The 24,447-nt window shown below is 64.0% G+C and carries 22 protein-coding genes; 6 read left to right on the top strand and 16 right to left on the bottom strand.

Annotated features, from left to right (window positions below; all coding sequences use genetic code 11):
* The first annotated feature begins 6 nt into the window (after positions 1-6).
* Positions 7-1,416: an NCS2 family permease gene (locus QX071_RS23410; protein WP_315707007.1), complete on the top strand. Its 1,410-nt coding sequence runs from the start codon at positions 7-9 to the stop codon at positions 1,414-1,416.
* A 19-nt stretch (positions 1,417-1,435) separates the two neighbouring features.
* Here the strand turns inward: QX071_RS23410 and QX071_RS23405 are convergent, their stop codons facing one another.
* From QX071_RS23405 to QX071_RS23395, 3 genes are all read right to left on the bottom strand, one after another.
* Complete coding sequence (locus QX071_RS23405; RefSeq protein ID WP_315707008.1) at positions 1,436-2,515, bottom strand: isocitrate/isopropylmalate dehydrogenase family protein; 1,080 nt, start codon at positions 2,513-2,515, stop codon at positions 1,436-1,438.
* A gap of 130 nt (positions 2,516-2,645) precedes the next feature.
* The gene (locus QX071_RS23400) at positions 2,646-3,713 is read right to left on the bottom strand and encodes an alcohol dehydrogenase (protein ID WP_315707009.1); all 1,068 of its coding nucleotides are present in this window, start codon (positions 3,711-3,713) and stop codon (positions 2,646-2,648) included.
* A 229-nt stretch (positions 3,714-3,942) separates the two neighbouring features.
* Entirely contained in the window at positions 3,943-5,124 is a 1,182-nt protein-coding gene (locus QX071_RS23395; RefSeq protein ID WP_409977532.1) for a CaiB/BaiF CoA transferase family protein, read from the bottom strand.
* Positions 5,125-5,372: 248 nt separating this feature from the next.
* On the opposite strand from QX071_RS23395, the gene glgA reads away from it, so the two are divergent.
* A complete protein-coding gene (gene glgA / locus QX071_RS23390) occupies positions 5,373-6,788 on the top strand; it encodes a glycogen synthase GlgA (RefSeq protein WP_315707010.1) in 1,416 nt (471 codons plus the stop codon).
* Between the two features lie 124 nt (positions 6,789-6,912).
* Here the strand turns inward: glgA and QX071_RS23385 are convergent, their stop codons facing one another.
* The 11 genes from QX071_RS23385 to QX071_RS23335 all read right to left on the bottom strand — a co-directional run bounded on the left by QX071_RS23385 (position 6,913) and on the right by QX071_RS23335 (position 18,863).
* On the bottom strand, positions 6,913-9,021 hold the full coding sequence (locus tag QX071_RS23385; protein WP_315707011.1) for a HAMP domain-containing methyl-accepting chemotaxis protein: 2,109 nt from the start codon (positions 9,019-9,021) through the stop codon (positions 6,913-6,915).
* A 272-nt stretch (positions 9,022-9,293) separates the two neighbouring features.
* Entirely contained in the window at positions 9,294-9,476 is a 183-nt protein-coding gene (gene ccoS, locus QX071_RS23380; protein ID WP_315707012.1) for a cbb3-type cytochrome oxidase assembly protein CcoS, read from the bottom strand.
* Positions 9,464-11,668 (bottom strand): cation-translocating P-type ATPase, encoded by a 2,205-nt coding sequence (locus QX071_RS23375; RefSeq protein ID WP_315707013.1) that lies wholly within the window; start codon positions 11,666-11,668, stop codon positions 9,464-9,466. Before QX071_RS23375 ends, ccoS begins: the two co-directional genes overlap by 13 nt.
* A gap of 13 nt (positions 11,669-11,681) precedes the next feature.
* The gene (locus QX071_RS23370) at positions 11,682-12,182 is read right to left on the bottom strand and encodes a FixH family protein (RefSeq protein WP_315707014.1); all 501 of its coding nucleotides are present in this window, start codon (positions 12,180-12,182) and stop codon (positions 11,682-11,684) included.
* A gap of 19 nt (positions 12,183-12,201) precedes the next feature.
* Positions 12,202-13,668, bottom strand: coding sequence for a cytochrome c oxidase accessory protein CcoG (gene ccoG, locus QX071_RS23365; RefSeq protein WP_315707015.1), 1,467 nt, complete (start codon positions 13,666-13,668; stop codon positions 12,202-12,204).
* A 98-nt stretch (positions 13,669-13,766) separates the two neighbouring features.
* The gene (ccoP, locus tag QX071_RS23360) at positions 13,767-14,639 is read right to left on the bottom strand and encodes a cytochrome-c oxidase, cbb3-type subunit III (RefSeq protein ID WP_315707016.1); all 873 of its coding nucleotides are present in this window, start codon (positions 14,637-14,639) and stop codon (positions 13,767-13,769) included.
* A 5-nt stretch (positions 14,640-14,644) separates the two neighbouring features.
* Positions 14,645-14,809: a cbb3-type cytochrome c oxidase subunit 3 gene (locus QX071_RS23355; RefSeq protein WP_315707017.1), complete on the bottom strand. Its 165-nt coding sequence runs from the start codon at positions 14,807-14,809 to the stop codon at positions 14,645-14,647.
* Positions 14,810-14,828: 19 nt separating this feature from the next.
* Positions 14,829-15,563, bottom strand: a complete 735-nt coding sequence (gene ccoO, locus QX071_RS23350; protein WP_315707018.1) for a cytochrome-c oxidase, cbb3-type subunit II — start codon at positions 15,561-15,563, stop codon at positions 14,829-14,831.
* 14 nt (positions 15,564-15,577) lie between these two features.
* On the bottom strand, positions 15,578-17,227 hold the full coding sequence (gene ccoN / locus QX071_RS23345) for a cytochrome-c oxidase, cbb3-type subunit I (RefSeq protein WP_315707019.1): 1,650 nt from the start codon (positions 17,225-17,227) through the stop codon (positions 15,578-15,580).
* A 349-nt stretch (positions 17,228-17,576) separates the two neighbouring features.
* Positions 17,577-18,002 carry an HPP family protein gene (locus tag QX071_RS23340; protein WP_315707020.1) on the bottom strand — a complete coding sequence of 142 codons (426 nt, stop codon included), beginning with the start codon at positions 18,000-18,002 and terminating at the stop codon, positions 17,577-17,579.
* Positions 18,003-18,029: 27 nt separating this feature from the next.
* Positions 18,030-18,863: a universal stress protein gene (locus QX071_RS23335; RefSeq protein ID WP_315707021.1), complete on the bottom strand. Its 834-nt coding sequence runs from the start codon at positions 18,861-18,863 to the stop codon at positions 18,030-18,032.
* A 244-nt stretch (positions 18,864-19,107) separates the two neighbouring features.
* On the opposite strand from QX071_RS23335, the gene fixL reads away from it, so the two are divergent.
* The 4 genes from fixL to QX071_RS23315 all read left to right on the top strand — a co-directional run bounded on the left by fixL (position 19,108) and on the right by QX071_RS23315 (position 22,532).
* A complete protein-coding gene (gene fixL, locus QX071_RS23330) occupies positions 19,108-20,622 on the top strand; it encodes a sensor protein FixL (protein ID WP_409977538.1) in 1,515 nt (504 codons plus the stop codon).
* A gap of 6 nt (positions 20,623-20,628) precedes the next feature.
* Positions 20,629-21,246, top strand: a complete 618-nt coding sequence (gene fixJ / locus QX071_RS23325) for a response regulator FixJ (RefSeq protein ID WP_315707023.1) — start codon at positions 20,629-20,631, stop codon at positions 21,244-21,246.
* A gap of 78 nt (positions 21,247-21,324) precedes the next feature.
* A complete protein-coding gene (locus QX071_RS23320) occupies positions 21,325-21,732 on the top strand; it encodes a response regulator (RefSeq protein ID WP_315707024.1) in 408 nt (135 codons plus the stop codon).
* Positions 21,733-21,839: 107 nt separating this feature from the next.
* Positions 21,840-22,532: a helix-turn-helix domain-containing protein gene (locus QX071_RS23315; protein WP_315707025.1), complete on the top strand. Its 693-nt coding sequence runs from the start codon at positions 21,840-21,842 to the stop codon at positions 22,530-22,532.
* A gap of 22 nt (positions 22,533-22,554) precedes the next feature.
* Here QX071_RS23315 and QX071_RS23310 read toward each other — a convergent pair whose 3' ends face one another.
* Together QX071_RS23310 and QX071_RS23305 are read right to left on the bottom strand one after the other, a co-directional pair.
* Positions 22,555-23,892 carry an MFS transporter gene (locus tag QX071_RS23310; RefSeq protein ID WP_315707026.1) on the bottom strand — a complete coding sequence of 446 codons (1,338 nt, stop codon included), beginning with the start codon at positions 23,890-23,892 and terminating at the stop codon, positions 22,555-22,557.
* Positions 23,893-23,994: 102 nt separating this feature from the next.
* On the bottom strand, positions 23,995-24,447 hold the full coding sequence (locus tag QX071_RS23305) for a PRC-barrel domain-containing protein (RefSeq protein WP_315707096.1): 453 nt from the start codon (positions 24,445-24,447) through the stop codon (positions 23,995-23,997).

The raw sequence follows: 24,447 nt of genomic DNA, 5'->3' as shown, positions 1-24,447 counted from the left end.
ACCGCGATGCAGGACATGACGAAGGCGCAACCCGCTGCGGCATCCGTGGCAGCGGCTTCGGGAGGATCATCGGCTCAAGACGGCGGCGTGCTCGACCGCTTCTTCAAGCTGACCGCGCGCGGCACCACGATCGGCCGCGAGATCATGGCGGGCGCCACCACCTTCGCCGCGATGGCCTACATCATCGCAGTCAATCCAGCCATCATGTCCAATGCCGGGATGGATCGCGCCGACCTCGTGAGCGCCACTGCGCTCGCGGCGATCTTCGGCGCGGTGCTGATGGGCCTGTCGGCCAACCTGCCGCTCGCGGTCGCCCCCGCCATGGGCTCCAACATCATTTTCACCTATGTCATCGTCAAGCAGATGGGCATGCCCTGGCAGGGAGCGCTTGCCATGGTCGCCTTCACCGGCGTCCTGTTCCTGATCCTCAGCCTGACGAGATTGCGTGAGCGTGCCGCCAGGGACGTTCCTGAGACCCTGAAGATCGGTATCCAGGCTGCGGTCGGCACGCTGATCGTGTTCATTGCGCTGCGCGGGGCCGGCTTCATCGTGGCGAGCCAGTCGACCTATGTCGCGATGGGCTCGCTGCGCAGTCCGCCGGTCGTGCTGACATTGGCGGGCCTGCTGCTGACGCCGGTGTTGGTGGCCCGCCGCGTGCCGGGCGCGCTGATCATCTCGATCGCGGTTCTGACCCTGGTCGGGCTGGTCGTGCCCGGTGCCAACGGAAAGATGGTCACCTCGATGCCGCAGACGCTGCTGTCGTGGCCGCGCTGGCCGGCAAGCACGTTCATGGCGATGGACGTCGGCTATCTCGTCAGCCATTTCCTCATTGCCCTGCCACTGCTCTTCTATTTCCTGTGCGCCGAGTTCTTCTCCACGCTCGGCACGCTGATCGGTGTGACCGGTGCCGCCAATCTGCGGCGCCCGGATGGGTCGATCCCCAACGCGACGGCGGTGTTCGCGACCGACGCGACGGCCTCGATCGTGGGCCCCCTGCTCGGCACCTCGGTGGTGACCGCCTATATCGAGTCGATCACCGGCGTGCAGGCCGGCGGCCGCACCGGGCTGACCTCGCTGACGGTGGCCGCCTTCTTCTGCCTGGCATTGTTCTTCTGGCCGATCTTCGTGATCATCCCGCCGCAGGCTACCGCGCCGGCCCTGATCATGGTCGGCGTCCTGATGATGCAGGGGTTTGCGCGCGTCGACATGACCGACCTCGCGACCGCGGTGCCAATTGTCCTGATGCTGCTCGTCACCGTGCTGACCAATAATCTGATCAATGGCATGGCGCTGGGCACCCTCAGCTATGTCGCGCTCGAACTCGCCTTCGGCCGGGGCGGCCGGATCGCCGGAATGGTGTGGGGCCTCAGCGTCGTCTTCATCGCCTATGCCGTCGTCACCGCCCAGATCTTCTGACGAGGACGGCTAAAGGGATTCACAGCGCATCGAGCACGGCCCGGGTCACCTCGGCGGTGCCGGCACTGCCGCCGAACTCGATCGGCTTGAGGCCGGACGCATAGACCTTGTCGACCGCCTGCTCGATCCGCTGGGCCGCTTCAGCGGCTCTTTCGATGCCGCTGACGTCGGCGAGCCAATCCAGCATCATCGCGGCCGACAGGATCATGGCGGTCGGATTGGCCTTGCCCTGCCCCATGATATCGGGCGCGGTGCCGTGGCACGGCTGGAACACGGCGTGACGATCGCCGATGTCGGCTGAGGGCGCCATGCCCATGCCGCCGACGAGACCGGCGGCGAGATCGGACAGGATGTCGCCGAACATGTTCTCGGTGACGAGAACGTCGAAGTCCCAGGGCCGCTTCACCAACATGAGAGCGCAAGCGTCGATGTAGAGATGGTCCGTCTTCACATCCGGATGAAGGTGAGCGACCTCATCGAAAATCTTGCGGAAGTAAGCGAAGGCCTTGAATACATTGGCTTTGTCGACGCAAGCCAAGGTGCCGGAGCGGCCGCGCGCCTTGCGGCGGGCGGCAAGCTTGAAGGAGAAGTTGAACAGCCGCTCCGACGTCTTGCGGGTGATGACGAGCGTCTCGCGCGCATCCTCATGCGTGACCACGCCTTTCCCCATCGAGGCGAACAGCCCCTCGGTCGACTCGCGGATCACGACAAAGTCGATGCCGCGCTCGGCGGCGCCGACGATCGGGCTCGGCACGCCCGGGATCAGCCGCGCCGGCCGTACGCCGGCATAGAGGTCGAAGTGGAAGCGCAGCTCGATCTGCGGCGCGATCTCGGTGTTGTCGGGGTAGCGCACCGACGGCAGCCCGCAGGCGCCAAGGAGGATCGCGTCCGCCTGCTCGCACAGCCGGATCGTGGAGTCGGCGATCGACACGCCGGTGGCGAGATAGTTGTTGGCGCCGGCCTGGGCTTCCGTGAAGCGGAACGAAAGACCCGCCCTGGTTTCGACCTTGCGCAGCACTTCGAGCGCGGGCGCCATGACCTCCGGGCCGATGCCGTCGCCGGGGAGGACTGCGATGTGGAGTGCATTGGTGGTGGGCATGGTTTCTTCGCGATCCGAGTGAGTTAGGGTCGTCATTGCGAGCGAAGCGAAGCAATCCAGGGCCCAGGTTGAGACTCTGGATTGCTTCGTCGCTTCGCGCTCCTCGCAATGACGAAAGAGCGGGTGAGTACTACGGCGTCAGCACGGCGCGGCCGACCAAACGGCCCGCTTGCAGTTCGCGAAGCGCGTCATTGGCCCTGGCGAGCGGCATCGGCGTCACCGGGATCGGCGCGATCTTCTTCGTCCTGACAAGATCGAGCAGCTCCTGGGTCTCCCGGAGGTTGCCGACGTAACTGCCCTGAATGGTGATGGCCTTGATCGGAATCAGCGGCAACGCCCACGGCGCGCCGCCGCCGAACAGGCCGACCATCACGAGCTTGCCGCCCTTGGTCAGACAGTCGAAGCCGAGCTGCGCAGTGGCGGCATTGCCGACCAGATCGATCGCGGCGCGGATCGGCTCGCCAGCCTTCTTGACCAGTTGCTCCAACGCATCGGGCGCCTTGCCGTCGACGGTCGCGAGCGCGCCGGCCGCCTCCGCCGCCTCGCGCTTCTTGGCATCGATATCGACCACGATCGCGCCCTTGCCGCCCATCGCCTTCAGCAGCGACAACGCCATCAGGCCAAGTCCGCCGGCGCCGAAGATCACGATCGGCGTGCCGAAATCCTTCTCGACCTTCTTCAGCGCGCTGTAGGTGGTGACGCCCGAACAGGCGTATGGCGCCGTCGTGACCGGATCGAGTCCCTTGAGGTCGAGCAGGTAACGCGGGTGCGGCACCGTCATGTGGTCGGCATAGCCGCCGTCGCAATAGACGCCGAGCGAGGCCGGCTTCAGGCACATATTCTCATCGCCCGCGAGACAGGTCGCGCATTTGCCGCAGCCGATCCACGGATAGACCAGCACGACATCGCCGATCTTGAGCCCCCCCTTGTCGGCCTCGGTCACCTCCGGGCCGAAGGCCAGGATCTCGCCCGCGCTCTCGTGGCCCATGATCCGCGGCAGCGACACGCCGCGGTCTTTCAGGGACAGCGGCTTGCGGCCGTGGCCGAGATCGTAGCCGCCTTCCCAGATGTGCAGATCGCTGTGGCAGACGCCGGCTGCCTTGACCTTGACCAGCACCTGCGTGCCCGCGGGCTGCGGGGTCGGCTCGTCGATCTCGTGCAGCGGCGCGCTGAAATCGGTGACCTTAAAACTCTTCATGTTCCCTCCGGTCGCGCTGCGCATGGGAGACGAGCGCAGGCTGACAGACGGCCGGAGAAGACACGTGGCCGCGGGGAGAGCCATCGGCGGGCCCTGCGGTGTTTCCTCCTGCCGCACGTCCGGTTGTTCCGGACCTGGTTGATACCGTTCGCGGACATTGGACGGAAATCTGTTGAGCGGCAAGGCCGCCGCTGAACGCCGCGCTCATGCCTATCCGGATCAGAACGCATCACTCGCGCGATTGCTCAACGCGCATCGACGCGAGGCCGACCTCCTTCAACACCGCATCGGTATGCTCGCCCAGAGACGCGGCACGGCGACCGGCCGCGACCTTCGCTTCCGACATGCGGAACGGCAGATTGACGACCTTGAATGTGCCGCCGTCATCTTCGACCTCCGCCAGGGCATCGCGATGGGCGAGCTGGGGATCGTTCAGTGCCTCGGCGACGGTGCGATAGGCCGAGCTGGGCACGCCACCGGCGCTCAGCGCCGCCAGGCATTCCGCATTGGTCAGCTCGCGCGACCAGGCCTCGACGCCATCCATCAGCGCGCCCCAGTTCGCGCGGCGATCGGCATATTTCGCGAAGCGGACATCTTCGACCCATTCGGGACGGCCGATCACCTTCATCAGGTTCTGAAAGGTCTTTTCGCTGGCAATGGCGATCATGACAAAGCCGTCGCGGCTCTCGACCGGCCCGAAGGTTGGTCGCGGCGGGAGCGGAACGGGAAACTGCGACAATTGGATCTCATTCAAGGTCAGCGTCAGCATCGATTCCAGCATCGAGCAGTCGATGTGCTGGCCGCGCCCGGTCCTCTCCCTCTGGTAAAGTGCGGAGGCGATCGCGCCAAAGGCATAAGCGCCGGTCACCACGTCCGCGTGGTAGATGCCGCAGTAATCGGGCCGGTCGCGCCCGGGCTGATAGGCCAGATGCGCCATGTCGTAGCCGGAAGCCGCGTGGATCACCGGCGCATAAGCCGGCAATTCGGCGGATGGACCGGTCTGGCCGTAGCCGGAGATCGAGCAGTAGATCAATCGCGGATTGAGGCCCGCGAGCGCCGCGTAATCCAGCTTCAGGCGCGGCATCACGCCCGGGCGGAAATTCTCGACCAGGATATCGGCCGTGGCCGCCAGCCGACGCACCGCCTCGAGACCGGCCGGCGATTTCAGATCGAGCACCACGCTCCTCTTGCCGACATTGAGCTGGCCGAAGGTAGAGGAGCAGCCGCTGCGAACCGGCGGCCGGGTGCGCATCGTTTCACCTTCACCTGACTCGATCTTAATCACCTCGGCGCCCATGTCCGCGAGCATCCGCGTACAATGTGGACCGGCAATGGTGGTCGAAAAGTCGAGCACGCGAAGGCCTGCGAAGGCTCCTGTCAAATTCCCCTCATCGTTTTCGCCTATCGTCACGCACAGCTCCCTGATTCCCGGAGTTTCCTCATTCGCGCAGCAGCGTCCCGGCGAGATCGACCTCGCGTCCGTATTGGATTTACGGATTATCAGTCATGGCGCACGGCGCGGTGGCACCCTAAATCGAACCGTAGTTCGCCGAAAGCGTTTCGCCCTTACGGTTCTCCCGGTCCTTCGCTTTCCGGTTGATGGTTACTTTGGACCTTTTCTTGCATAGGCATTCCATGGGGCTTGATCGAGGGCATCTCTTGAGGGTTCTGTTCGTTACGACCGAGATGGACGACTTCGTCCGGGTGGGCGGACTGGCCGCCGTTTCCGCTGCTCTTCCCAGAGCACTTCGCTCACATACCGACGTCAGGATCATGCTGCCCGGCTATCGGGACGTGATCGAACAACTCACCCATATCGACATCGTTGGCCAATGCGAGGCGCTCGCGGAGATGCCGGCCTGCGCGCTCGGGCGATCGTCGACACGCGACGGGCTGCCGGTCTACGTGCTTCTTTGCGACCAACTCTACGATCGCCCTGGCAATCCCTATGGCGACGAGAACGGTCAGGATTGGCCGGACAATGATATCCGCTTCGGTCGTCTCGCCGCGGCCGCTGCTGAATTAGCTGCAGGCACCTTGGACAAGAACTGGGCAGCCGACCTCGTTCATGCCAACGACTGGCAGGCGGCACTGGTGCCCGCCTATCTCGCCTGGCGCGGCGTCGACGTACCCTCGATCCTCACCATCCATAACCTTGCCTACCAGGGCCTGTTTCCGCGGGAGTCGCTGCGGCGGATCGGCGCACCGGAGTCCTCGTTCCATATCGACGGGCTGGAATTCTACGACAAGCTCTCCTTCCTCAAGGGCGGGCTGGTCTATGCGTCCCACCTGACCACCGTCAGCGCCACCTACGCCAAGGAGATCACGACGGAGGAGCTCGGCTGCGGCCTCGAAGGCCTGTTGCGCCAGCGCTCCGATGCGCATGAGCTCACCGGCATCCTCAACGGCATCGACGAGAGCTGGGATCCCCGCTACTGCACGCAACTGGCGCAGCAGTTCGGCGCCGGCGACTGGGAAGGCAAGCGCGCCAATGCCGCTTACGTCCGCAGGCAGTTCGGGCTTGCGGTCTCGCGCGGGCCGATGTTCGGCCTGGTCGCTCGTCTGGTCCACCAGAAGGGCATCGATCTCGTCCTCGAGGCGGCGGACCAGATCGTCGAGGCGGGCGGTCAAATCGTGGTCACGGGCTCGGGCGAGCCGGCGATCGAATGGGCGCTGCTCGAGGCACATCGCCGCCGCCCCGATGCCATCGGAGTCGCGATCGGCTTCAATGAAGCGCAGGCGCGACGCATCTTTGCCGGCAGCGACTTCACCTTGATGCCGTCACGCTTCGAGCCCTGCGGCCTCAGCCAGATGTATGCCCAGCGGTTCGGCTCGCTGCCGATCGGTCACCAGACCGGCGGTCTGGCCGAGACCATCACCGACGGCGAAACCGGATTCCTGTTTCCGAAGCCGTCGGCGGAATCCTTCCTCGGCGGCGTCCGCCGCGCCTTCTCGGCCTTCATGAGCGCCGAGCGACTGAACGCGATGCGGCTCTCGGCGATGGGGCGCTCGTTCAGCTGGAATCTGTCGGCTGCCTGCTACAGCGCGCTGTATCAGAAGACGGTGGCGTCGTAGCCGGCGCTCAGCTCCAGCACAGCTGCAAACAGAAGCCCGGATGCGATTCGAGCTTTTTCATGCGAACACCGCAATGGGATCGCCGTTACGGCCTGGCGAGACGATCTGGCGAGCTCCGCCGTCCTCACGCCGTGCGCAGCGCCTTGAGGAAATTCCCTACTTCACGCTTCAGACGGCTGGAATCCCCGGCCAGCGATTTAGCCGATGAAAGCACCTCCGCCGAGGCGGAGCCGGTCTCGCTCGCTCCCCGTTGCACATCGGTGATGTTCGCCGAGACTTGGTGCGTGCCCTGCGCAGCCTGTTGAACGTTGCGGGAAATCTCCTGGGTCGCGGCGCCCTGCTCCTCCACTGCGGATGCAATCGTTGCGGCAATCTCCGAGACGCGTTCGATGGTCTCGCTGATCTGCCGAATCGCGCTGACCGACTCCTGTGTGGCCGCCTGAACGCTCGAGATCTGCTGGGTGATCTCATCGGTCGCCTTGGCGGTCTGCTCGGCCAAAGCTTTCACCTCGGTGGCAACCACCGCAAACCCTCGGCCGGCATCGCCGGCGCGGGCGGCCTCGATCGTCGCGTTCAGCGCCAACAAGTTGGTTTGCCCGGCGATGGTGTTGATGAGCTCGACGACGTCGCCGATCCGGGCCGCCGCCTGCGAGAGCTCCCCGACCCGGCTGGTGGTCTGGCGCACCTGCTCGACCGCCTCTCCGGCGATCTGAGCCGAATTCTGCACTTGGCGGCTGATCTCGTTCACCGAGGACGAGAGCTCCTCGGTCGCCGAAGCCACCGACTGGACATTGGCCGAGGCTTCTTCCGATGCGGACGCAACCATCGTCGTGAGCTGTTGCGAGTGGTTGGCTGTGGCAGTCAGCCGGTCGGCGGAGGCTTCGAGCCCGGTCGCCGCCGAGGACACCGTCTCCACGATCTCGGCAATCGCCGCCTCGAAGCCGCGGGTAATGCTGTCGAGCCGACGCGCACGATCGATCTGCGCCTGCGCCTCGCGCGCACCAGCCTCGTCCGCCTCCTTCTTGGAGATCAAGGCATCTTTGAAGATCTTCAACGCCCGCGCCATCGCGCCAATCTCGTCCTTGCGGGTCTCGTCCGGAATCTCCGCACTCAGCTCGCCATTGGCGAGACGATGCGTCACAGCGGTGAGGCCGCTGAGCGGCCGGATCACCTGGCGAATCACCGCGATCATTACGCCGGCCGAGGCAGCGGCGACGAGCAGGAACGCCGCGAACGCGCCGAACAGGCGCATACGCGCGGCCTCGATCGCCCGATCATTGGCCTGGTGGGCGAACTTCAACGCGGCATCGCGGAGCACCAGAATGTTGTTCAGCATCGGCGAGGTCCAGGGGCCCCACTGCGCGCCATCGACCGGCGATGGGCGACCATCCCGCGCAGCGTTGACGACGTCCCGATAGCGCCGCTTGCCCTCGCTCATCATGGTCGAGCGCACATGCTCGAGAGCGGCCGTCAGCTCCGGCGCATCGCGAACGTTCCTGACCGCCAACTCGATCTGCTGCCAGAGCAATGCGACCTGTCCGGTCTGCTCCGTGACTTCGGCAAGGCGCGCTGGGGTCCAGGACAGGTTCTGAATGAAGAAGCGCAGAACGGCGGACCTGGCACCGCCGACCGTTCGCATCGCCTGCGCCAGCTGCGCGACCTGAACCGACGGCAGGACATTCTCGATGTCACCGGCCGTGCGCGATATTTCGATCAGCGTTTCGTCCGTGCCGGCCGTCAGGGCATCGACCGCACGCCCGAGACTGTCGATGGTCGTCGCCTGGATGTTCTGCGGGCGCTGGGCCAATGGCAGCACGACGGCAGCGCGCGCCGCCCCACGGAGCTGCTTCAAGATGCGCTCGGCGGCCTCGACATTGTTGGTCGATAGGCCGGCCTTCTGAAGATCGGCCTTGGCCTTGAGGATGCCCGCATCGGTAGCGGCAATCAACTTGTCCAGCCCGGCGACTTCGCTGGTCGAAGCCGCTGCCGCGCCGGCAAGCAGGTTCCAGGCGCTGCGCTCGAGCGGAATCTGGCTGTTGACCTTCATCACCGATTCGAAGGCGGTCAGGACCCGCGCCGACTGCTCGCGTTCGCGCAGATCCGTCCAGCCTGTCCACGCGACCAGCCCGGCGAATGTGAGAGCCAGAAGAGCCGTCACCAAATTACCGGCGAGCACTCTCCATTTCAGGCTGGCCCCGCCAGTCCTGGACGTGAACGAGCCATCTTCGAGCATGGTGTTTCGCCTTCGCCACCAAAGTCGGCCGGCTGCCCGCGAGGGATCGTCGCCTGGCCGCTACGGCAGGCGATGCAATGACACCGGCTCGGAAACTGAAGTGAAACTAGCTCGCAAACTGCAACCGATCTCTTAACCGCGTGGTTTTCGCATACCAGCGGCAACAAATAACTCGCAGATGTCTGGCTTATCAGCTCGCTGCAAACAAGCGGCGGCACGGAGCAACATTCGCTGATTATAGAACCGCGCCTGAGGCGGACCGGTAGCGGCGGTCAGCGGCCCCTGGAGGAGGCCTGCCGGGGCAGCTCCGTCGGCTCATCGTCGTCGGCAATCGCGCGCCACGCAGCGCCCTCGAGATCGTCATACTGACCGCTCTTGAGCGACCATAAGAACGCACATAGTCCCATAAGGCCGAGGGCAAGCGCCAGCGGCACGAGAATGATCATGACTTCCATGACGTCTGCTCCTCCCTCACGTTGCGGGCACGTAGCGCATTCAACATTACGAGGATCGACGAGCCGGACATGGCCGCGGCCGCGATCAGCGGAGTCACCACGCCGCTGATCGCGATCGGCACCGCGAGCAGATTATAGCCCACCGCGAGCCAGAGGTTCTGCCGCATCAGCTGCAGCGCCTTGCGGGCATAATCGATCGCCGCGAGCACGGGTGCCAGCGGCCGGCCCAAGAACACCAGGTCGGCGGTGGCCTGACTGAGATGCGCGGCCGAGATCGGCGACATCGAGACGTGAGCGGCCGCAAGCGATGGCGCATCGTTCATGCCGTCGCCGACCATCATCACCTTGACGCCCTGCCGCTTCAATTCCTCGATGCGGGCGATCTTGTCGGCCGGCGTGACACCGGCGCGCCATTCGCGGATGCCGAGGGCTTCGGCGGCCGCTTTGACCGCCGCTTGGCGATCGCCCGACAGAATTTCCACCGCGATACCACGGCGCTTCAATCCGGCAATGATCCTGGCTGCATCCGGCCGCAGTCCCTGGCGGACCGAGAACAGGAATTTCTCCTCGCCACGGCTGAAGGCCACGATCGACGCTTCGGGATCGATATCGGTTTTTCCGGCGGCAAGGCCGTCAGCGCCGCAGAAGGAGGGCCGCCCCAGCCTGATTTCCACACCCTGCACCGTCGCCCGCACGCCCTGCCCGGGTTCTTCCACCGCGCCGACCAGCGGCGCCTTGGCATTGGCGGCCTGCGCGACTGCCGCCGCCACTGGATGATGGCTCGACAGCGCGAGCTGACCCGCGAGCGCAAACACATCCGGCGGAATGTCGGCCGCGTTGACCACTTCGAGTTCCGGCAGCGTCAACGTGCCGGTCTTGTCAAAGATCACGTGATCGGCTTCTGCGAGACGCTCGATCGCATCGCCTGCATTGAGCAGCACGCCGGACTTGAACATCGCACCCGAGGCGACCGTCTGCACCGTCGGGATCGCGAGCCCGAGCGCGCAGGGGCAGGTAATGATCAGCACGGCAATGCCGGTGACGACGGCGTCATGCCAGCTTGCGCCTGCGAGCACCCAGCCGAGAACGGTGAGCAGCGCGGTCGCATGCACCACCGGCGCATACAGCCGCGAGGCACGGTCGGCGAGGCGCATGTAGCGCGAGCGTGCTTGCAGCGCGTTGTCGAGCAGGCGCGAGATCTCGGCCAGCAGCGTGCCTTCGGCCGCCGCTGAGACCTTCACGCGCAGCGTCCCGGATATGTTGAGCGAGCCGGCATACACCGCGGTGCCCTGCTCCGCCGGCACGTAGAGCGTTTCGCCGGTGATCAGGCTCTGGTCGATCTCCGAACGTCCTTCGATGACAACACCGTCGACGGCGCAGCGTTCGCCGGGCCGCAGCAGCACGATGTCGCCGGCACGGATCGCCGCCACGGGCACCTCGGAGATCTCGTCGGCGCCGACGAACTTGGTCGCGGTCTCGGCTTTCAGTGCCGCCAGGTTTCCGGCGACCGCACGCGTCCGCCGCCGCATGTTCTGGTCGAGATAGCGGCCGACCAGGAGGAAGGTCAGCAGCATGATGGCAGCGTCGAAATAGGCATGTTCGGCGTGATGGAACGTTTCCACCACGGACATGCCGAGCGCCAGGATCACGCCGATGCAGATCGGCACATCCATGTTGACGTTGCCGGTTTTGAGGGCGCGCCACGCCGAGCGAAAGAACGGCTGACCGGCATAGGCAGCGGCCGGCAACGCGATGACGGCCGACAACCAATGGAAGAAGTCACGCTGCTCCGGCAGCATGTCGCTGACATTGCCCGACCATACCGGGATCGACAGCATCATCACGTTCATGGTGGCGAAGGCCGCGACACCCAGGCAGCGCAGCAGGAAGCGCGACTCCTCGGCCTCGGTCGCCTCCGCGCTGGCCTTCTCGAACGGATAGGCCTTGTAGCCGAGCTCGGCGAGGCGGTCGATGAACTTGGCGGGATCGAGCGTGCCCTGCTTCCACTCCAGCGCCACGCGGCGGTCGGTCAGGTTAACGCGCGCCAAGGTCACGTCCGGAAGCGCCGACAGCCCGCGCTCGATCTTGGCCATGCAGCCGGCGCAGCTGACACCCTCAACCGCCAGATCGATATGCTTCAGGCCCGAACCGAGATCCTTGACGTAATGGGAGAAATCGCGCGTCACCTGCATGACGAGTCCCCTCTCAGTTCAACAGCACGCGATTCTTGGACAGGAACATCCGCTCTCCGCGGGCGTCGCCTTCCAGCACCAGATCCCACTGGCCCGGCGCGATCTGCCCGGCGCTGCCGCGATAGACCCCCGTGCCGACTTCATCGAGTTCGACCGCCTGGTCGGCACGCTTGTCGGCCGGCCGCTCCAGCCGGCCTTGGAATGCGAGCCCGGTCACCGGCTTGCCACTGCGGTCATGGGCCGCGACCCGCACGACGGCCACTCCATCCTGGCCACGCTCGATATGGGCGTCGACCTTCCAGCCGCGCGCGGCCTGCGCTCGCGCTGCCGCGATTTCCTTCTCATAACCAAGGCTCGCGCTGTAGGCGCTGTCCACCTCGGTGCCGGGCAGCGTGGAGATCGCCAACCGCATCATGGTGACATTGACGCCGATCACGGTGCCGAAGAAGGCGATCAGCATCAGAAGCACCATGCGGCCGGTCAGCGGCTTCGATGGCTTGGAATGACGGCTCATGACCTAAGATCCTCAAAGCTCAAGGATTGACGAAATTGTCAGTGGCGGAGGCGACTACGCCGAGCCCGATATCGGTGATGTGGAACTTCACCGGGATCGACTTTTCCGGATTATTCTCGGCCGGCGCGGTGACCAGAAGCCGCAGCTCTTCGGTCTGGTCGCGTCCGACCACGATCATCGGCCGGTCCGGTGTGACGGAATCGGCGCCGACGACGTGGACAGTCGCGTTCGCCGGCCCCTCGATATCGATGGCGATGACGCGATCAAAACCGTGCTTGTTGAGCACGCGCATCGTATAGGCGTTGCGGATCGAGCCGTCGGACAGCTTCACCGCCAGCGGATTGCGGTCATGCAGGACGTTGACGTCGAGCAACGAGCGGGTCGCCAGCGTGTAGACCATGAAGCCGCCTACCCCGGCAATGATCGCGCCATAGACCAGGGTGCGCGGACGCACCGGCCGATAGATCGGCGGCTTGCCTTCCTGGCGGCGGTGGATGTTGATGTCGTTGTCGTAACCGATCAGTCGGGTTGGACGGCCGATCTTGGCCATCACGGTGTCGCAGGCATCGATGCACAGGCCGCATTGGATGCAATCCATCTGCGCGCCGTTGCGGATATCGATGCCGGTCGGGCATACTGCGACGCATTGCCGGCAATCAATGCAGTCGCCGGCCTTCACGCCCAGGGCCCGCAGCTCGGCGGCCTTCTTGACCGACATCCGCTTCTCGCCACGATCATAGCGATAGGTGACGTTAAGCGCCCATTCGTCGGTGAGCGAAGCCTGGATGCGGGGCCACGGGCACATGTAGACGCACACCTGCTCGCGCATGAAGCCCGCAAGCAGGTAAGTGGTCGCGGTCAGGATCGCGATCCAGACATAGGCGAGCACCGGTCCCTGGAAGGTGACGAGATCCTTCACCAGGGTCGGCGCATCGCTGAAATAGAGGACCCAGGCGCCGCCGGTCCACCACGCGATCAAAAGCCAGATCGAGTGCTTGAGCACGATTTCGGAGACGCGCTCAAGCTTCATCGGATCGTTCGAGGCGTCCTTCTTCATGCGCTCGCGCCGGTCGCCCTCGATCAGCCGCTCCACCGCATAGAACAGGTCGGTCCAGACCGTCTGCGGGCAAAGATAGCCGCACCAGATGCGGCCGCCGATCGCGTTCATCAAGAACAGCGCGACCGCAGCGATGATCAGAAGCCCGGTGAAATAATAGACCTCCTGCGGCCACAGCTCGATGAAGAAGAAGTAGAAGCGGCGGTTCGGGAAATCGATCAGCACCGCCTGGTCAGGCGCGCCGAGACCGCGATTCCAGCGCACGAACGGCAGGAAATAATAGACGCCGAGGCAGAGCGCCATCAGTGTCCATTTGATCCGGCGAAAGGTCCCGGAGACGCTCTGTGGGTAGACTTTCTTGTGCGCCGCGTAGAGCGGGCCGGAATCGTCAACCGGCTGCAGGTCTTCCGGTCTTACCGTCTTGTTCATGGCTGGGATACATCTCGCATTTGCGGCCGAAGGTATGCTCGCCTCCGGCCGCGCGTTTGATCCAGCTCAATCGAAGCGAAATTTCCGTTGGAATTCCGCTACTTTCCACCACCCAGGGAGTGGACATACACCGCCATGGCCTTGATGGTCGCGGGATCGAGCCGCCCTTCCCAGGCAGGCATGACACCGGCCCGACCATTGGTGATGGTCTCGATCAACGTCGCCTCATCCGAGCCGTACAGCCAGATCTTGTCGGTCAGATTTGGCGCGCCGAGCTCCGGATTGCCCTTGGCATTGTCGCCGTGACAGGCGGCGCAGTTCTCCGCGAAGATCTTGGCGCCCGCGGCAGCGTCGTAGCCCTGCCGGGTGGGCAGGCCCGAGAGTGACCGCACATAATTGGCAACCGCAATGATCTCCGCCGGCTTCAGGACTCCGTCCTTGCCGAAGGCGAGCATCTGGCCTTCATGCGCTTTCGCATTGCCGGAACGTGCGCCGTAACGGATCGTCTGTTCGATCTGGTCCAGCGTACCGCCCCACAGCCAATCGTCGTCGTTCAGATTCGGGAAGCCCTTCGAGCCGGTCGCGCCGGTGCCATGGCACGGAGCGCAATTGTCGCCGAACACGGTCTTGCCGCGGGCGCGGGCCAGCGCGAGCAGCGCCGGGTCCTTCTCGATGTCGGCGAGCGGGGCGGTCGCGAGCGCCGCCATCTTCTCCCCGCGGATCTTCTCCAGATTGGCGAGTTCGACCGCAACCTCCGCACGGGAGGAGTAGCCGAGCAGGCCCTTGGTGTTGGTGGAGATCAGCGGCCAGGCCGGATAGACGACCCAGTAACCGATCGCCCAGACGATGGTAAGATAGAAGGTGATCAACCACCACCGCGGCAGCGGCGTGTTGAGCTCCTTGATGCCGTCCCATGCATGGCCGGTTGTGGCGGTGCCGGAGACAGTGTCGATTTCGTTATGGTCAGCCATGATGATTAATCCTCCCGCAACGGCATGCGCGCCGCCTCGTCGAAAGCGGCCTGGTTGCGAGGCCAGAGGGCATAGGTCACGATCGCGATGAAGATCGCGACGAAGATCGGGGTCCACAGCGTCGTCACCAGGGACGACGCGATATTCTCAATCACAAGGATGGGCTTCATGATTCTTGCCTTCCCAAGCTCAGCGGAGGTTGGCTTTTTCGTTGTAGAGCTTGAAGTCGACCAACGTTCCAAGCATCTGCAGGTAGGCGATCAGCGCGTCCATCTCAGTCGGAGCTCCCGGCTTGCCGTCGAAATTGCGGACCACCGCCTTCGGATAACGCTTGATAAGCGCTTCCGCGTCGGCGCTGTCCGGATCGACCTGGGCCTTGAGATCGGCCGCGGCGTTGGCGATCTGCTCTTCCGTATAGGGCACACCGACCTCACGCAGCGTCTTCAGATGATCCGCGATATTGCTGGCGTCGAGCTCGGTCTCCTTCAGGAACGGATAGCCGGGCATGACGGATTGCGGCACGATCGCGCGCGGATTGGTCAAGTGAGTGACGTGCCAATCGTCGGAATATTTGGCGCCGACGCGGGCGAGGTCAGGACCTGTGCGCTTCGACCCCCATTGGAATGGATGGTCGTACATGCTCTCCGCCGCGAGCGAGAAGTGGCCGTAACGTTCCACCTCGTCGCGCAGGGGACGGATCATCTGCGAGTGGCAGAGGTAGCAGCCCTCGCGGACGTAGATGTTGCGGCCGGCCAGTTCCAGCGGCGTGTAGGGACGCACCCCATCGACCGCCTCGATCGTGCTCTTCAGGTAGAACAACGGGGTGATCTCGACGAGGCCGCCGATCGCGATCACCAGCAGGATGCCGATGACCAGGATGATCGAGTTCTTCTCGATGACTTGGTGTCGTTGCCAGAAAGACATGGTGTAACCGCTCCTCATTCCGCCGGCTGAAGCGCGACGGGCGATTCGACTTCCGCCTCACCGACACGCACCGTCATCCAGAGATTGTAGGCCATGATCAGCGAGCCGATCAGGAACAGCGCGCCGCCGGCGGCACGGATGATGTAGAAGGGATGCATCGCCTCGACGGTCTCGATGAAGGAATATTCGAGGAAGCCCAACGAGGTGTAGGACCGCCACATCAGGCCCTGCAGGATGCCCGAGACCCACATCGCGGAGATGTAGAGCACGATGCCGAGCGTCGCCGTCCAGAAGTGCCAGTTCACGAGCTTGAGGCTGTAGAGACCACGACGATTCCAGGCCCACGGCACCAGGCAGTACAGCGCGCCAAAGGAGACGAAGCCGACCCAGCCGAGCGCACCGGAATGCACGTGGCCGATGGTCCAGTCGGTATAGTGGCTGAGCGAGTTGACCACCTTGATCGACATCATCGGCCCTTCGAAGGTCGACATGCCGTAGAAGGCGACCGAGACGACCAGCATGCGCAGCACCGGGTCAGTCCGCAGCTTGTCCCAGGCTCCCGACAGGGTCATCAGGCCGTTGATCATGCCGCCCCAGGAGGGCATCCACAGCATGATGGAGAAGGTCATGCCGAGCGTCTGCGCCCAGTCCGGCAGCGCCGTGTAATGCAGGTGGTGCGGACCGGCCCAGATGTAGAGGAAGATCAGCGCCCAGAAGTGGATGATCGACAGCCGGTAGGAATAGATCGGCCGCTCCGCCCGCTTCGGGATGAAGTAGTACATGATGGCGAGGAAGCCGGCGGTCAGGAAGAAGCCGACCGCGTTGTGACCGTACCACCACTGGAACATCGCGTCCTGCACGCCGCCCCACGCGATGTAGGACTTCGAGCCGAGCAGCGAGACCGGCAGCGCCGGGTTGTTGCCGAGGTGCAGGACGGCGATGGTGACGATGAAGGCAAGATAGAACCAGTTCGCAACAAAGATGTGCGGTTCCTTGCGCTTGATGACCGTCACCAGGAACACGAGCAGATAAGTGACCCAGACGATCGTCAGCCACAGATCGGAGTACCACTCCGGCTCCGCGTATTCCTTCGACTGCGTCACGCCGAGCAGATAGCCCGTGCCCGCGATCAGGATGAAGAAGTTGTAGCCGACCACAACGAACCAGGGCGCGAGATCGCCGGCCAGGCGCGTGCGGCAGGTCCGCTGCACCACGTAGAACGAGGTCGCAAGCAGCACATTGCCGCCGAACGCGAAGATCACCGCCGAGGTGTGCAGCGGACGCAAGCGCCCGAAGCTGGTCCATGGCAGATCGAAATTGAGCCAGGGCCAAGCGAGCTGGGATGCGATCAGCAGACCGACCGTGAAACCCGCGATGCCCCAGAACATCGCCATGAAGGACGCGAACTTGACCGGGCCGAGGTTGTAGTTCGGACGGCCGTTGATCTCCTGGGCGGGCAGTTCGGCCGGCCGCTCGAAGTAGCGGTTGAGAATCACGAACACGGCCGCCGCGCTCGCCGCCGCCCCGAGCGAGGCGTGGAACGCGAAAGCCGGATCCAGCGCTTTCGCCGCGGCGAAGACGCACAGGAAAGCGGTGACGGCGAATATGAGCGAGAGCCCACTTTCGCCGATGGTCATTGATTTTGCTGTTGAGGACGCGCTCATGCGGAATCTCGCTGAAAGAAGACGAGACCAGCAACCATAATCGCGCACACGGGGAATTGATCGAAATCAAGATAGGCTGCTAATGCACGCTCTGCTCTCGATGTATTCAGCGGAACGACCAGGATAGATCGTCCATGACGAGATCGCCCGTATCGATACGGGCAACGTCAAGCCGCGTTGCGCGATCGCGGGCGCAGCACGCGTTGTCGCTCGCCCCCGAGCCTTTCGGAGCCGATCGACGGTAAAGCTCGCACGACGTCCGAGATCCCGCCCCTATCCACGGCGGCTTTGAATTTGAACTTCCGATGACGAGCTGCGAACGACCTGACCGGGCTTCAAATTCGCCGCGCTAGTCGCCTGCCGCCGCGGCAAGCGCACGCACGATGTCCTCGCGGGCGATGATGCCGACCAGATGATTCTGGCCGTCCGTCACCGGCACGCTGCGGATGCGATGCTCGACCATGAGCTGCAGCACGCGCGTCAGCTTGGTATCCGGCCGGACGTAGATGAACTCCGTCGTCATGATGTCCGCGACCGCACGGTTCATCAGGTCGCTGTAACGCGGCAACATCTGATTCGGCGTGAATGCGAAGCACTTCAGCATGTCGAACTTGGTGACGATGCCGATCACCGCGCCGTTTTCGACGACCGGATAGGAGTTGAAATCGTCGCGGTCGAGCATTTCGCTCAATTCGCGCACGGTCGTGTCGCGGGTGACCGTCTTCACTCCCCGCATCATGTAATTGCCGGCAGTCTCTTCGAGAAATCTGTACAAGGTGCTATCCTGTTCAAATTCGTCGCATCAATGTGACAGCAACACGCAACGTCGCGCCTGGGTCACGAGATGTTCCGTGACCCCGCCGAGCACGAGTTCGCGAAATCGCGAATGGCCGTAGGCGCCCGCGACCACGAGGCTTGCCGTGACGTCGTCAGCCACCGCATCGATCGCGGCGGCCACATCCCGCCCCCCGGTCCGCTCGACCACTCTGGCCGAAGCGATCACGCCGTGCCGCCCCAGCCAGGAGACAACGTCCCCAAGACGCGATTCGCACGCATCGCGCTCCCCGTTGTCTTCGAGGATCTCGGCCACCACCACGTTCTTGGCCTTGCTGAGCAGCGGCAGGGCATCTGCCGCCGCACGGCGCGATTCCGGGCTGTCCTTCCAGGCCACCAGCACGCTACGCAGATCGAGCCAGCCGGCGCTGTCGGGTACGAGCAACAACGGACGGCCCGACTCCATCACCAGGTCCTTCGGGCTTGCGGATGTGAAGGCATCGGAAAAGGCCGCGCTCTGGCCGCCGCAGACCAGGATGTCGGCGGCGCGCGCCTGGGCCAGCACGTAGCGGGTCGGGAAATCGAGCGCGCTGCGCCAGCTCACGGTGCCGGCACGGGTCTTGAGGCTCTCGCGAAAGACCGTTTCCAGCTCTGCGAGCTTGCGCTTCACCGCCGCTTCGCCCTGCCAGATCAGGTCCTGCGCCTGTTCGCCGGTCGTAAAATACAGCGGCGGACTGAACTGCCCCGCCGCCACCCCGATCACCTCAGCACCAAAACGTTCCGCAATATCACCCGCAACATGGAGGCGGGCCTCGTTCGGCTGGTCGAGCGCAAGGCTCACCATCACCGTTGCGAATGTCATCCCATCCCTCCACACATTGCTTCCATGCCTTCTTAGGGATGAAATCCGAGAACGTGATGAGATAGATCAATGTAACCGGCGGTCAGCCGGACCGGTTCGTCCGGACGGCGGACGAGATTTCTTCCGGGCAAGCCTTGAATCAATGGCCAAACTTTGGACGATGCGACACTTCCAACGGTATAATTTGGTGTAGGATGGAGATCCCACCGGGAACACCGGTGGCAACAAATTATGGGGCGAACGACTGAACGTGCGCGGCGTAACCCAACCCTTTCCCGACGCAGCCATACGTCCCGAAAATGCCCGCTCCCTGGGCTTCGGGGCCTGGGACCTCGATCTCGTAACCCAGGAAATGTACTGGTCGGAAACCACCCGGAAGCTATTCGGGGTTGCAGCCGACCAGCCGGTGACGCTCGCCTCGTTCCTGTCGCTGCTGAATGAGGGCGACCGCGCCTCCGTGACAACGGCGATCGAACAGGCTCGCCTCCGGGGCGCCGGCTTCGACATAGCGTTCAAGGTACCCGGCGCGGCCACGAGCGGACAATGGGTTCGCCTGCTGGCCGGAATTGCGGCCGGCCCTACCGGGGAGGCGCGCTATCTTCGCGGCATTGCGCTCGACATCAGCCAGGAGAAGCAACTCGAAGACGCGCTGCGGATCCGAGAACGGCATTTCCGCTCGATCCTGGACACGGTGCCCGATGCGATGATCGTGATCGACGGCCATGGAATTATCCAGTTCTTCAGCACGGCTGCAGAGCGGATGTTCGGCTATAGCGAGCCGGAGGCGATCGGGATGAACGTCAGCGAGCTGATGCCCGAGCCGGACCGATCGCGGCATGACAGCTATCTGGCGCGTTATCACGCGAGCCATGAGCGCCACATCATCGGCATCGGGCGAATCGTGACCGGACGGCGCCGGGACGGCACGACCTTCCCGATGCATCTGTCGATCGGCGAAATGCAGTCGGGCGGCCAGCCCTATTTCACCGGCTTCGCCCATGACCTGACCGAGCACCAGCAAACCCAGGCGCGGCTGCGGGAGCTGCAATCCGAGCTGGTTCACGTGTCGCGCCTGACCGCAATGGGCGAGATGGCATCCGCACTCGCGCACGAGTTGAATCAGCCCCTGGCTGCCATCAGCAACTATATGAAAGGCTCGCGGCGGCTGCTCGCCGGCAGCACCGATCCGAACACGGCCAAAGTCGAGAGCGCGATGGATCGCGCCGCCGAGCAGGCGATTCGCGCCGGACAGATCATCCGGCGGCTACGCGACTTCGTCTCGCGCGGGGAGTCGGAAAAGCGTGTCGAAAGCCTGTCCAAGCTGATCGAGGAAGCCGGCGCGCTGGGGCTCGCCGGCGCGCGCGAGCAGAACGTCCAGCTCCGCTTCAACCTCAACCCGGAGGCCGACCTGGTGCTCGCCGATCGGGTGCAGATTCAGCAGGTGCTTGTGAACCTGTTCCGTAACGCATTGGAGGCGATGGCGCAGTCAAGCCGGCGGGAGCTAGTGGCCACCAACCGCAAGTTCAGTGACGACTTGATCGAGGTCGCGGTCTCGGATACCGGAACAGGGTTCCATGAAGACGTCATGCCCAACCTGTTCAAGACCTTTTTCACCACCAAGGACAGTGGAATGGGAGTAGGCCTGTCCATCAGCCGTTCGATCATCGAGGCCCATGGCGGACGCATGTGGGCCGAAAACAATGATGCGGGCGGCGCCACGTTCCGCTTCACGCTCCCGGCTGCGTCCCACGAAGGTTGAGCCAAAATGGCGGAAAAGGCGAGAGTCTATGTGATCGACGACGACGAGGCGATGCGGGATTCGCTCAACTTCCTGCTCGACTCCTCGGGATTCGAGGTCACCTTGTTCGAGAACGCCCAAAGCTTTCTCGATACCCTCCCGAAACTATCCTTCGGCTGCGTCGTCTCGGACGTGCGGATGCCCGGCATTGACGGGATCGAACTCCTGAAGCGGATGAAGGTCGAGCATTCCAGCTTCCCGATCGTGGTCATGACCGGGCATGGCGATGTCCCGCTCGCCGTCGAGGCGATGAAGCTCGGTGCGCTCGATTTCCTGGAGAAGCCCTTCGAGGACGAGCGCCTGGTCGCCATGATTGAGTCGGCCATTCGCCGGGCCGAGCCCGCCGCCAAGAATGAAGCTGCCGCGCAGGACATTCTCGTGCGGATTGCGACGCTGAGCCCGCGCGAGCGTCAGGTGATGGATGGATTGATGGCGGGCATGTCCAACAAGTTGATCGCCCGCGAATACGACATCAGCCCGCGCACCATCGAGGTCTATCGCGCCAACGTCATGACCAAGATGGGCGCAAACAGCCTGTCCGAGCTGGTGCGACTTGCGATGCGCGCCGGTGCACTGAAGGATTGAGCCAGATCAAGCAGATCTTTTGGATTCGGATGCATGTTGAAAATTATCCTTTCAACATGCACGTGCGCGGCACTCGCAATGTCGGCTATCCCGAAACCCAAGGTCTATGTCGCCGACGATGACGTTGGCGTGCTCAGCTCGCTCCAATTCCTGCTGGAGACCGACGGCTTCGACGTGCGGACCTTTCGCAGCGGCACGGCGTTGTTGAATGCGCTCGACCATGCCCCGATCGACTGTTTCGTGATCGATTACAAGATGCCCGATATGAATGGGGTGGACTTGACCAACGACTTGCGCAGGCGCGGCGCCACGGCACCGGTTGTTTTGATCACGGGCCATTATGACGACAAGCTCGCCACGCGCGCCGCCGCCGCGGGCGTCTACGATTTCCTGCTGAAGCCGCTGTTGGACGAGAACCTGGTCAAACGGGTACGGAATGCGATCAATGAGCGGCAGATCGATACCGATCCCGGCCCGGCCGCCTGACCACCTACGTAGATCTACGTAAGGGACCCCCCTTAAGATATCGCGCTAGATTTCCTGAACGGGTGCCGCACTGTAGCCATTCACCATCCGCCGCAAAGGAGATGGTTATGCTCAATCAGTCGCTCACCGGTTCGCTCATCAGCACGAATATCGGCCAGCCTGCTCCAGCTCCTGTCGTCAACCAATTTGCCGAGATCACCGGCCATGCCGGGCTGATCGCCACCGAATTCTCCTACAAGAAGGACGAGGAGATCTATGGCGAGGACGAGCCGGCCGAATACGTCTATCAGGTGATTTCAGGCGCTGTCCGCAGCTACAAGTTGCTATCCGATGGCCGCCGCCAGATCGGCGCCTTCCACCTCCCCGGCGACGCGTTCGGGCTTGAATCCGGGACCGTGCACCGCCTCGCAGCCGAGGCAATCATCGATACCACGGTGCGCCTCGTGAAGCGCCGTAGCCTTGAGCATTCCGCGACCGTCGACGTCAACGTGGCTCGCAAGCTCTGGACCATGACGGCCAATGATCTGCGCCACGCCGAAGACCACATGCTGCTCCTGGGACGCAAAACCGCGATGGAGCGGGTCGCGACCTTCCTGTTGGAAATGGATCGCCGCCTCGCGGTCGCCGGCATGATGGCGTTGCCGATGTGCCGCCGCGATATCGGCGACTATCTCGGCCTCACGCTCGAGACCGTGTCGCGGGCGCTGTCGCAGCTGCACAGCCAGGGCATTCTCGGCTTCTCGGGCGCCCGCCAGATCGTGCTGCGCAACCGCCAGCGCCTGTGCAGCATGGACGCCTGAAGCCGCCTCTGCCCCCCGTCGCTCAAGGACGCCCTCTGTTGTGGCGCTGCCGTGTCTCCGGCATCAGCAGCGCGATCAGCAAGAGGCCAAGCATCGCCACCCCCGAAAGGCCGGCAAAGGCGGTGGGACTGCCGAATTTGTCACTGACATAGCCGGCAAGCACGGTCGACAGCGATGCGCCGATGCCTGTCGCGGTTCCGACGATGCCCTGCGCCAGATTGAAGTGACCGCTGCCGAAGGCAACGTCCGCCACGATCAGCGGCACCATCACGCTGAAGACGGCCGCGGTGATGCCGTCGAAGATCTGCACTGCGACCAGCAGATAGGGATCGTGCACCACCGCAAACAATAGCCCGCGAATCACCAGCGCTCCGAACCCCAGCAGCAGAAGCGGACGCCTGCCCCAGGACTGCGCCGCGGCCCCCACCGACGGCGAAGTCAAAGCCACGATAGCCTGCGGGACCACGATGCAGAAAGCGATCAAAACCGTGGCCCATTCGCTGGAGCGCGTCGTCACCACGCCCGCCATCAAGGGCAGCATCGCGGCATTGGCCATCTGCAGCAGGAACACGCCACAGGCGAAGATCACGAGTGCCCGTTTCCCCAGCAAGTTCAAAAGGCTTGCAAACCAAGCATCTTCCTGGTCGCGCGGGCCCGCCTCGCCATGCGCTCGCGCGATATCGATCTCGTTATCCCGAATCCGCGACAGCGCAATGAGCGTCGGAAACGCCAGGACGAAGGTAACCAGGAACACCGAGCGGCTGGAGAGCAGATAGCCGCAGGTCCCCATCACGGCGGCAGCCACGCCATTGCCAAGCGAGGCGAAGCGGGCATTGCGGCCCAGCCGCCGGGCCATGCCACGCGGTCCGACCAGCCCGAGGCTGATCGCCGCGATCGCCGGCCCCAAGACGCAGCTGGCTGCAGCATGCAACGTTGCCGCCGCCGCCACCACGGGAAAGATCGGCCAAGCAGCATAGGCGAGCGCCGCGCAGCCGATCGTCCCGACGGCAAGGCCCGCAACCAGTCGCTCCGATTTCGCGGCATCGATGATCGCTCCTCCCGGCATCTGGCCAATCAGGCCGACGATGCCGCCGATCGAGAGCACCAGGCCGATCTGAGCCTGTGTCCATTTCTGGGTGGTCAGATAAACCGCAATGAACGGTCCGAACCCGGTCTGCACATCGGCGAGGAAGAAGATGAACCAGTCGAGACCACGCCGGCTCTGCCGAGAAGGCTGCGGCTGTCGCGGCGGCGGCGGGCTCGGGCTCAGCCCGGCGTTGGGGCGAGCGCGCTTGTCCGCGTCATCGCGGCGATCGGGACTGCCTCGGTCAATCGATCTGGACGGCCGCGCAATCAGCATGGCTCTCCGTGTCTCAATATAGAGTCTCGATCGGTGGGCGCAGACACCCTGTCCTCCAGGCCGGCGCAAGCACCACGTCAGACCCGGAATCTCAGAACGAACTCAATGATCAAAAAGCCAAGGTGACAACTTGCCCGCCGCCCCCAACACGACAACGGGTTTGTCTTCCTTGTATTCCGGCGCCGCCTTGACCTGCTCTTTGTTCAGATCGAGGGTGATGTGATCGCTCTTGTCGGCGAGATGCGCGAAATTGAGCGCAGTCCAATCGACCACGATCTTGCGGCTGCCGACTCCGAGGAAGCCGCCGAAGTCGATCACGGCCGCCCGGACCGTGCCCGTGAGGTCCACGATGACGTCGACGATGTGGCCCATGTCCTCACCGCTGGAGCTGCGCACGTCGCGGCCAAGGATGCTGTGCGCGTCGCGCGCGCCGAGAATCGTGACCGATGGTGGCGGCACCGGTTCCTTTGCAGCCGGCGCTGGCGTCTCCGTCGGAGCAGGCGACGGTGTCGCAGCCGGCAGCTCATCTGCTCGCGTCAGTCCGTTCGCCAGCAT

Origin of the sequence: Bradyrhizobium sp. SZCCHNS1022, from assembly GCF_032484835.1 — a bacterium.
GTDB lineage: Bacteria > Pseudomonadota > Alphaproteobacteria > Rhizobiales > Xanthobacteraceae > Bradyrhizobium.
This window is presented reverse-complemented; position numbering and strand designations above follow the sequence as displayed.

What these genes read in the sequence shown, in the direction of transcription:
- ccoO (WP_315707018.1), bottom strand. Translation starts at nt 15,563, where the DNA reads ATGTCTTTCTGGCAACGACACCAAGTCATCGAGAAGAACTCGATCATC.
- QX071_RS23305 (WP_315707096.1), bottom strand. Translation starts at nt 24,447, where the DNA reads ATGCTGGCGAACGGACTGACGCGAGCAGATGAGCTGCCGGCTGCGACA.
- QX071_RS23385 (WP_315707011.1), bottom strand. Translation starts at nt 9,021, where the DNA reads ATGCTCGAAGATGGCTCGTTCACGTCCAGGACTGGCGGGGCCAGCCTG.
- QX071_RS23320 (WP_315707024.1), top strand. Translation starts at nt 21,325, where the DNA reads ATGTCGGCTATCCCGAAACCCAAGGTCTATGTCGCCGACGATGACGTT.
- QX071_RS23315 (WP_315707025.1), top strand. Translation starts at nt 21,840, where the DNA reads ATGCTCAATCAGTCGCTCACCGGTTCGCTCATCAGCACGAATATCGGC.
- ccoN (WP_315707019.1), bottom strand. Translation starts at nt 17,227, where the DNA reads ATGAGCGCGTCCTCAACAGCAAAATCAATGACCATCGGCGAAAGTGGG.
- QX071_RS23405 (WP_315707008.1), bottom strand. Translation starts at nt 2,515, where the DNA reads ATGCCCACCACCAATGCACTCCACATCGCAGTCCTCCCCGGCGACGGC.
- QX071_RS23335 (WP_315707021.1), bottom strand. Translation starts at nt 18,863, where the DNA reads ATGACATTCGCAACGGTGATGGTGAGCCTTGCGCTCGACCAGCCGAAC.
- QX071_RS23310 (WP_315707026.1), bottom strand. Translation starts at nt 23,892, where the DNA reads ATGCTGATTGCGCGGCCGTCCAGATCGATTGACCGAGGCAGTCCCGAT.
- QX071_RS23375 (WP_315707013.1), bottom strand. Translation starts at nt 11,668, where the DNA reads ATGCAGGTGACGCGCGATTTCTCCCATTACGTCAAGGATCTCGGTTCG.
- fixJ (WP_315707023.1), top strand. Translation starts at nt 20,629, where the DNA reads ATGGCGGAAAAGGCGAGAGTCTATGTGATCGACGACGACGAGGCGATG.
- ccoG (WP_315707015.1), bottom strand. Translation starts at nt 13,668, where the DNA reads ATGAACAAGACGGTAAGACCGGAAGACCTGCAGCCGGTTGACGATTCC.
- ccoS (WP_315707012.1), bottom strand. Translation starts at nt 9,476, where the DNA reads ATGGAAGTCATGATCATTCTCGTGCCGCTGGCGCTTGCCCTCGGCCTT.
- QX071_RS23370 (WP_315707014.1), bottom strand. Translation starts at nt 12,182, where the DNA reads ATGAGCCGTCATTCCAAGCCATCGAAGCCGCTGACCGGCCGCATGGTG.
- QX071_RS23400 (WP_315707009.1), bottom strand. Translation starts at nt 3,713, where the DNA reads ATGAAGAGTTTTAAGGTCACCGATTTCAGCGCGCCGCTGCACGAGATC.
- QX071_RS23355 (WP_315707017.1), bottom strand. Translation starts at nt 14,809, where the DNA reads ATGAAGCCCATCCTTGTGATTGAGAATATCGCGTCGTCCCTGGTGACG.
- QX071_RS23410 (WP_315707007.1), top strand. Translation starts at nt 7, where the DNA reads ATGCAGGACATGACGAAGGCGCAACCCGCTGCGGCATCCGTGGCAGCG.
- ccoP (WP_315707016.1), bottom strand. Translation starts at nt 14,639, where the DNA reads ATGGCTGACCATAACGAAATCGACACTGTCTCCGGCACCGCCACAACC.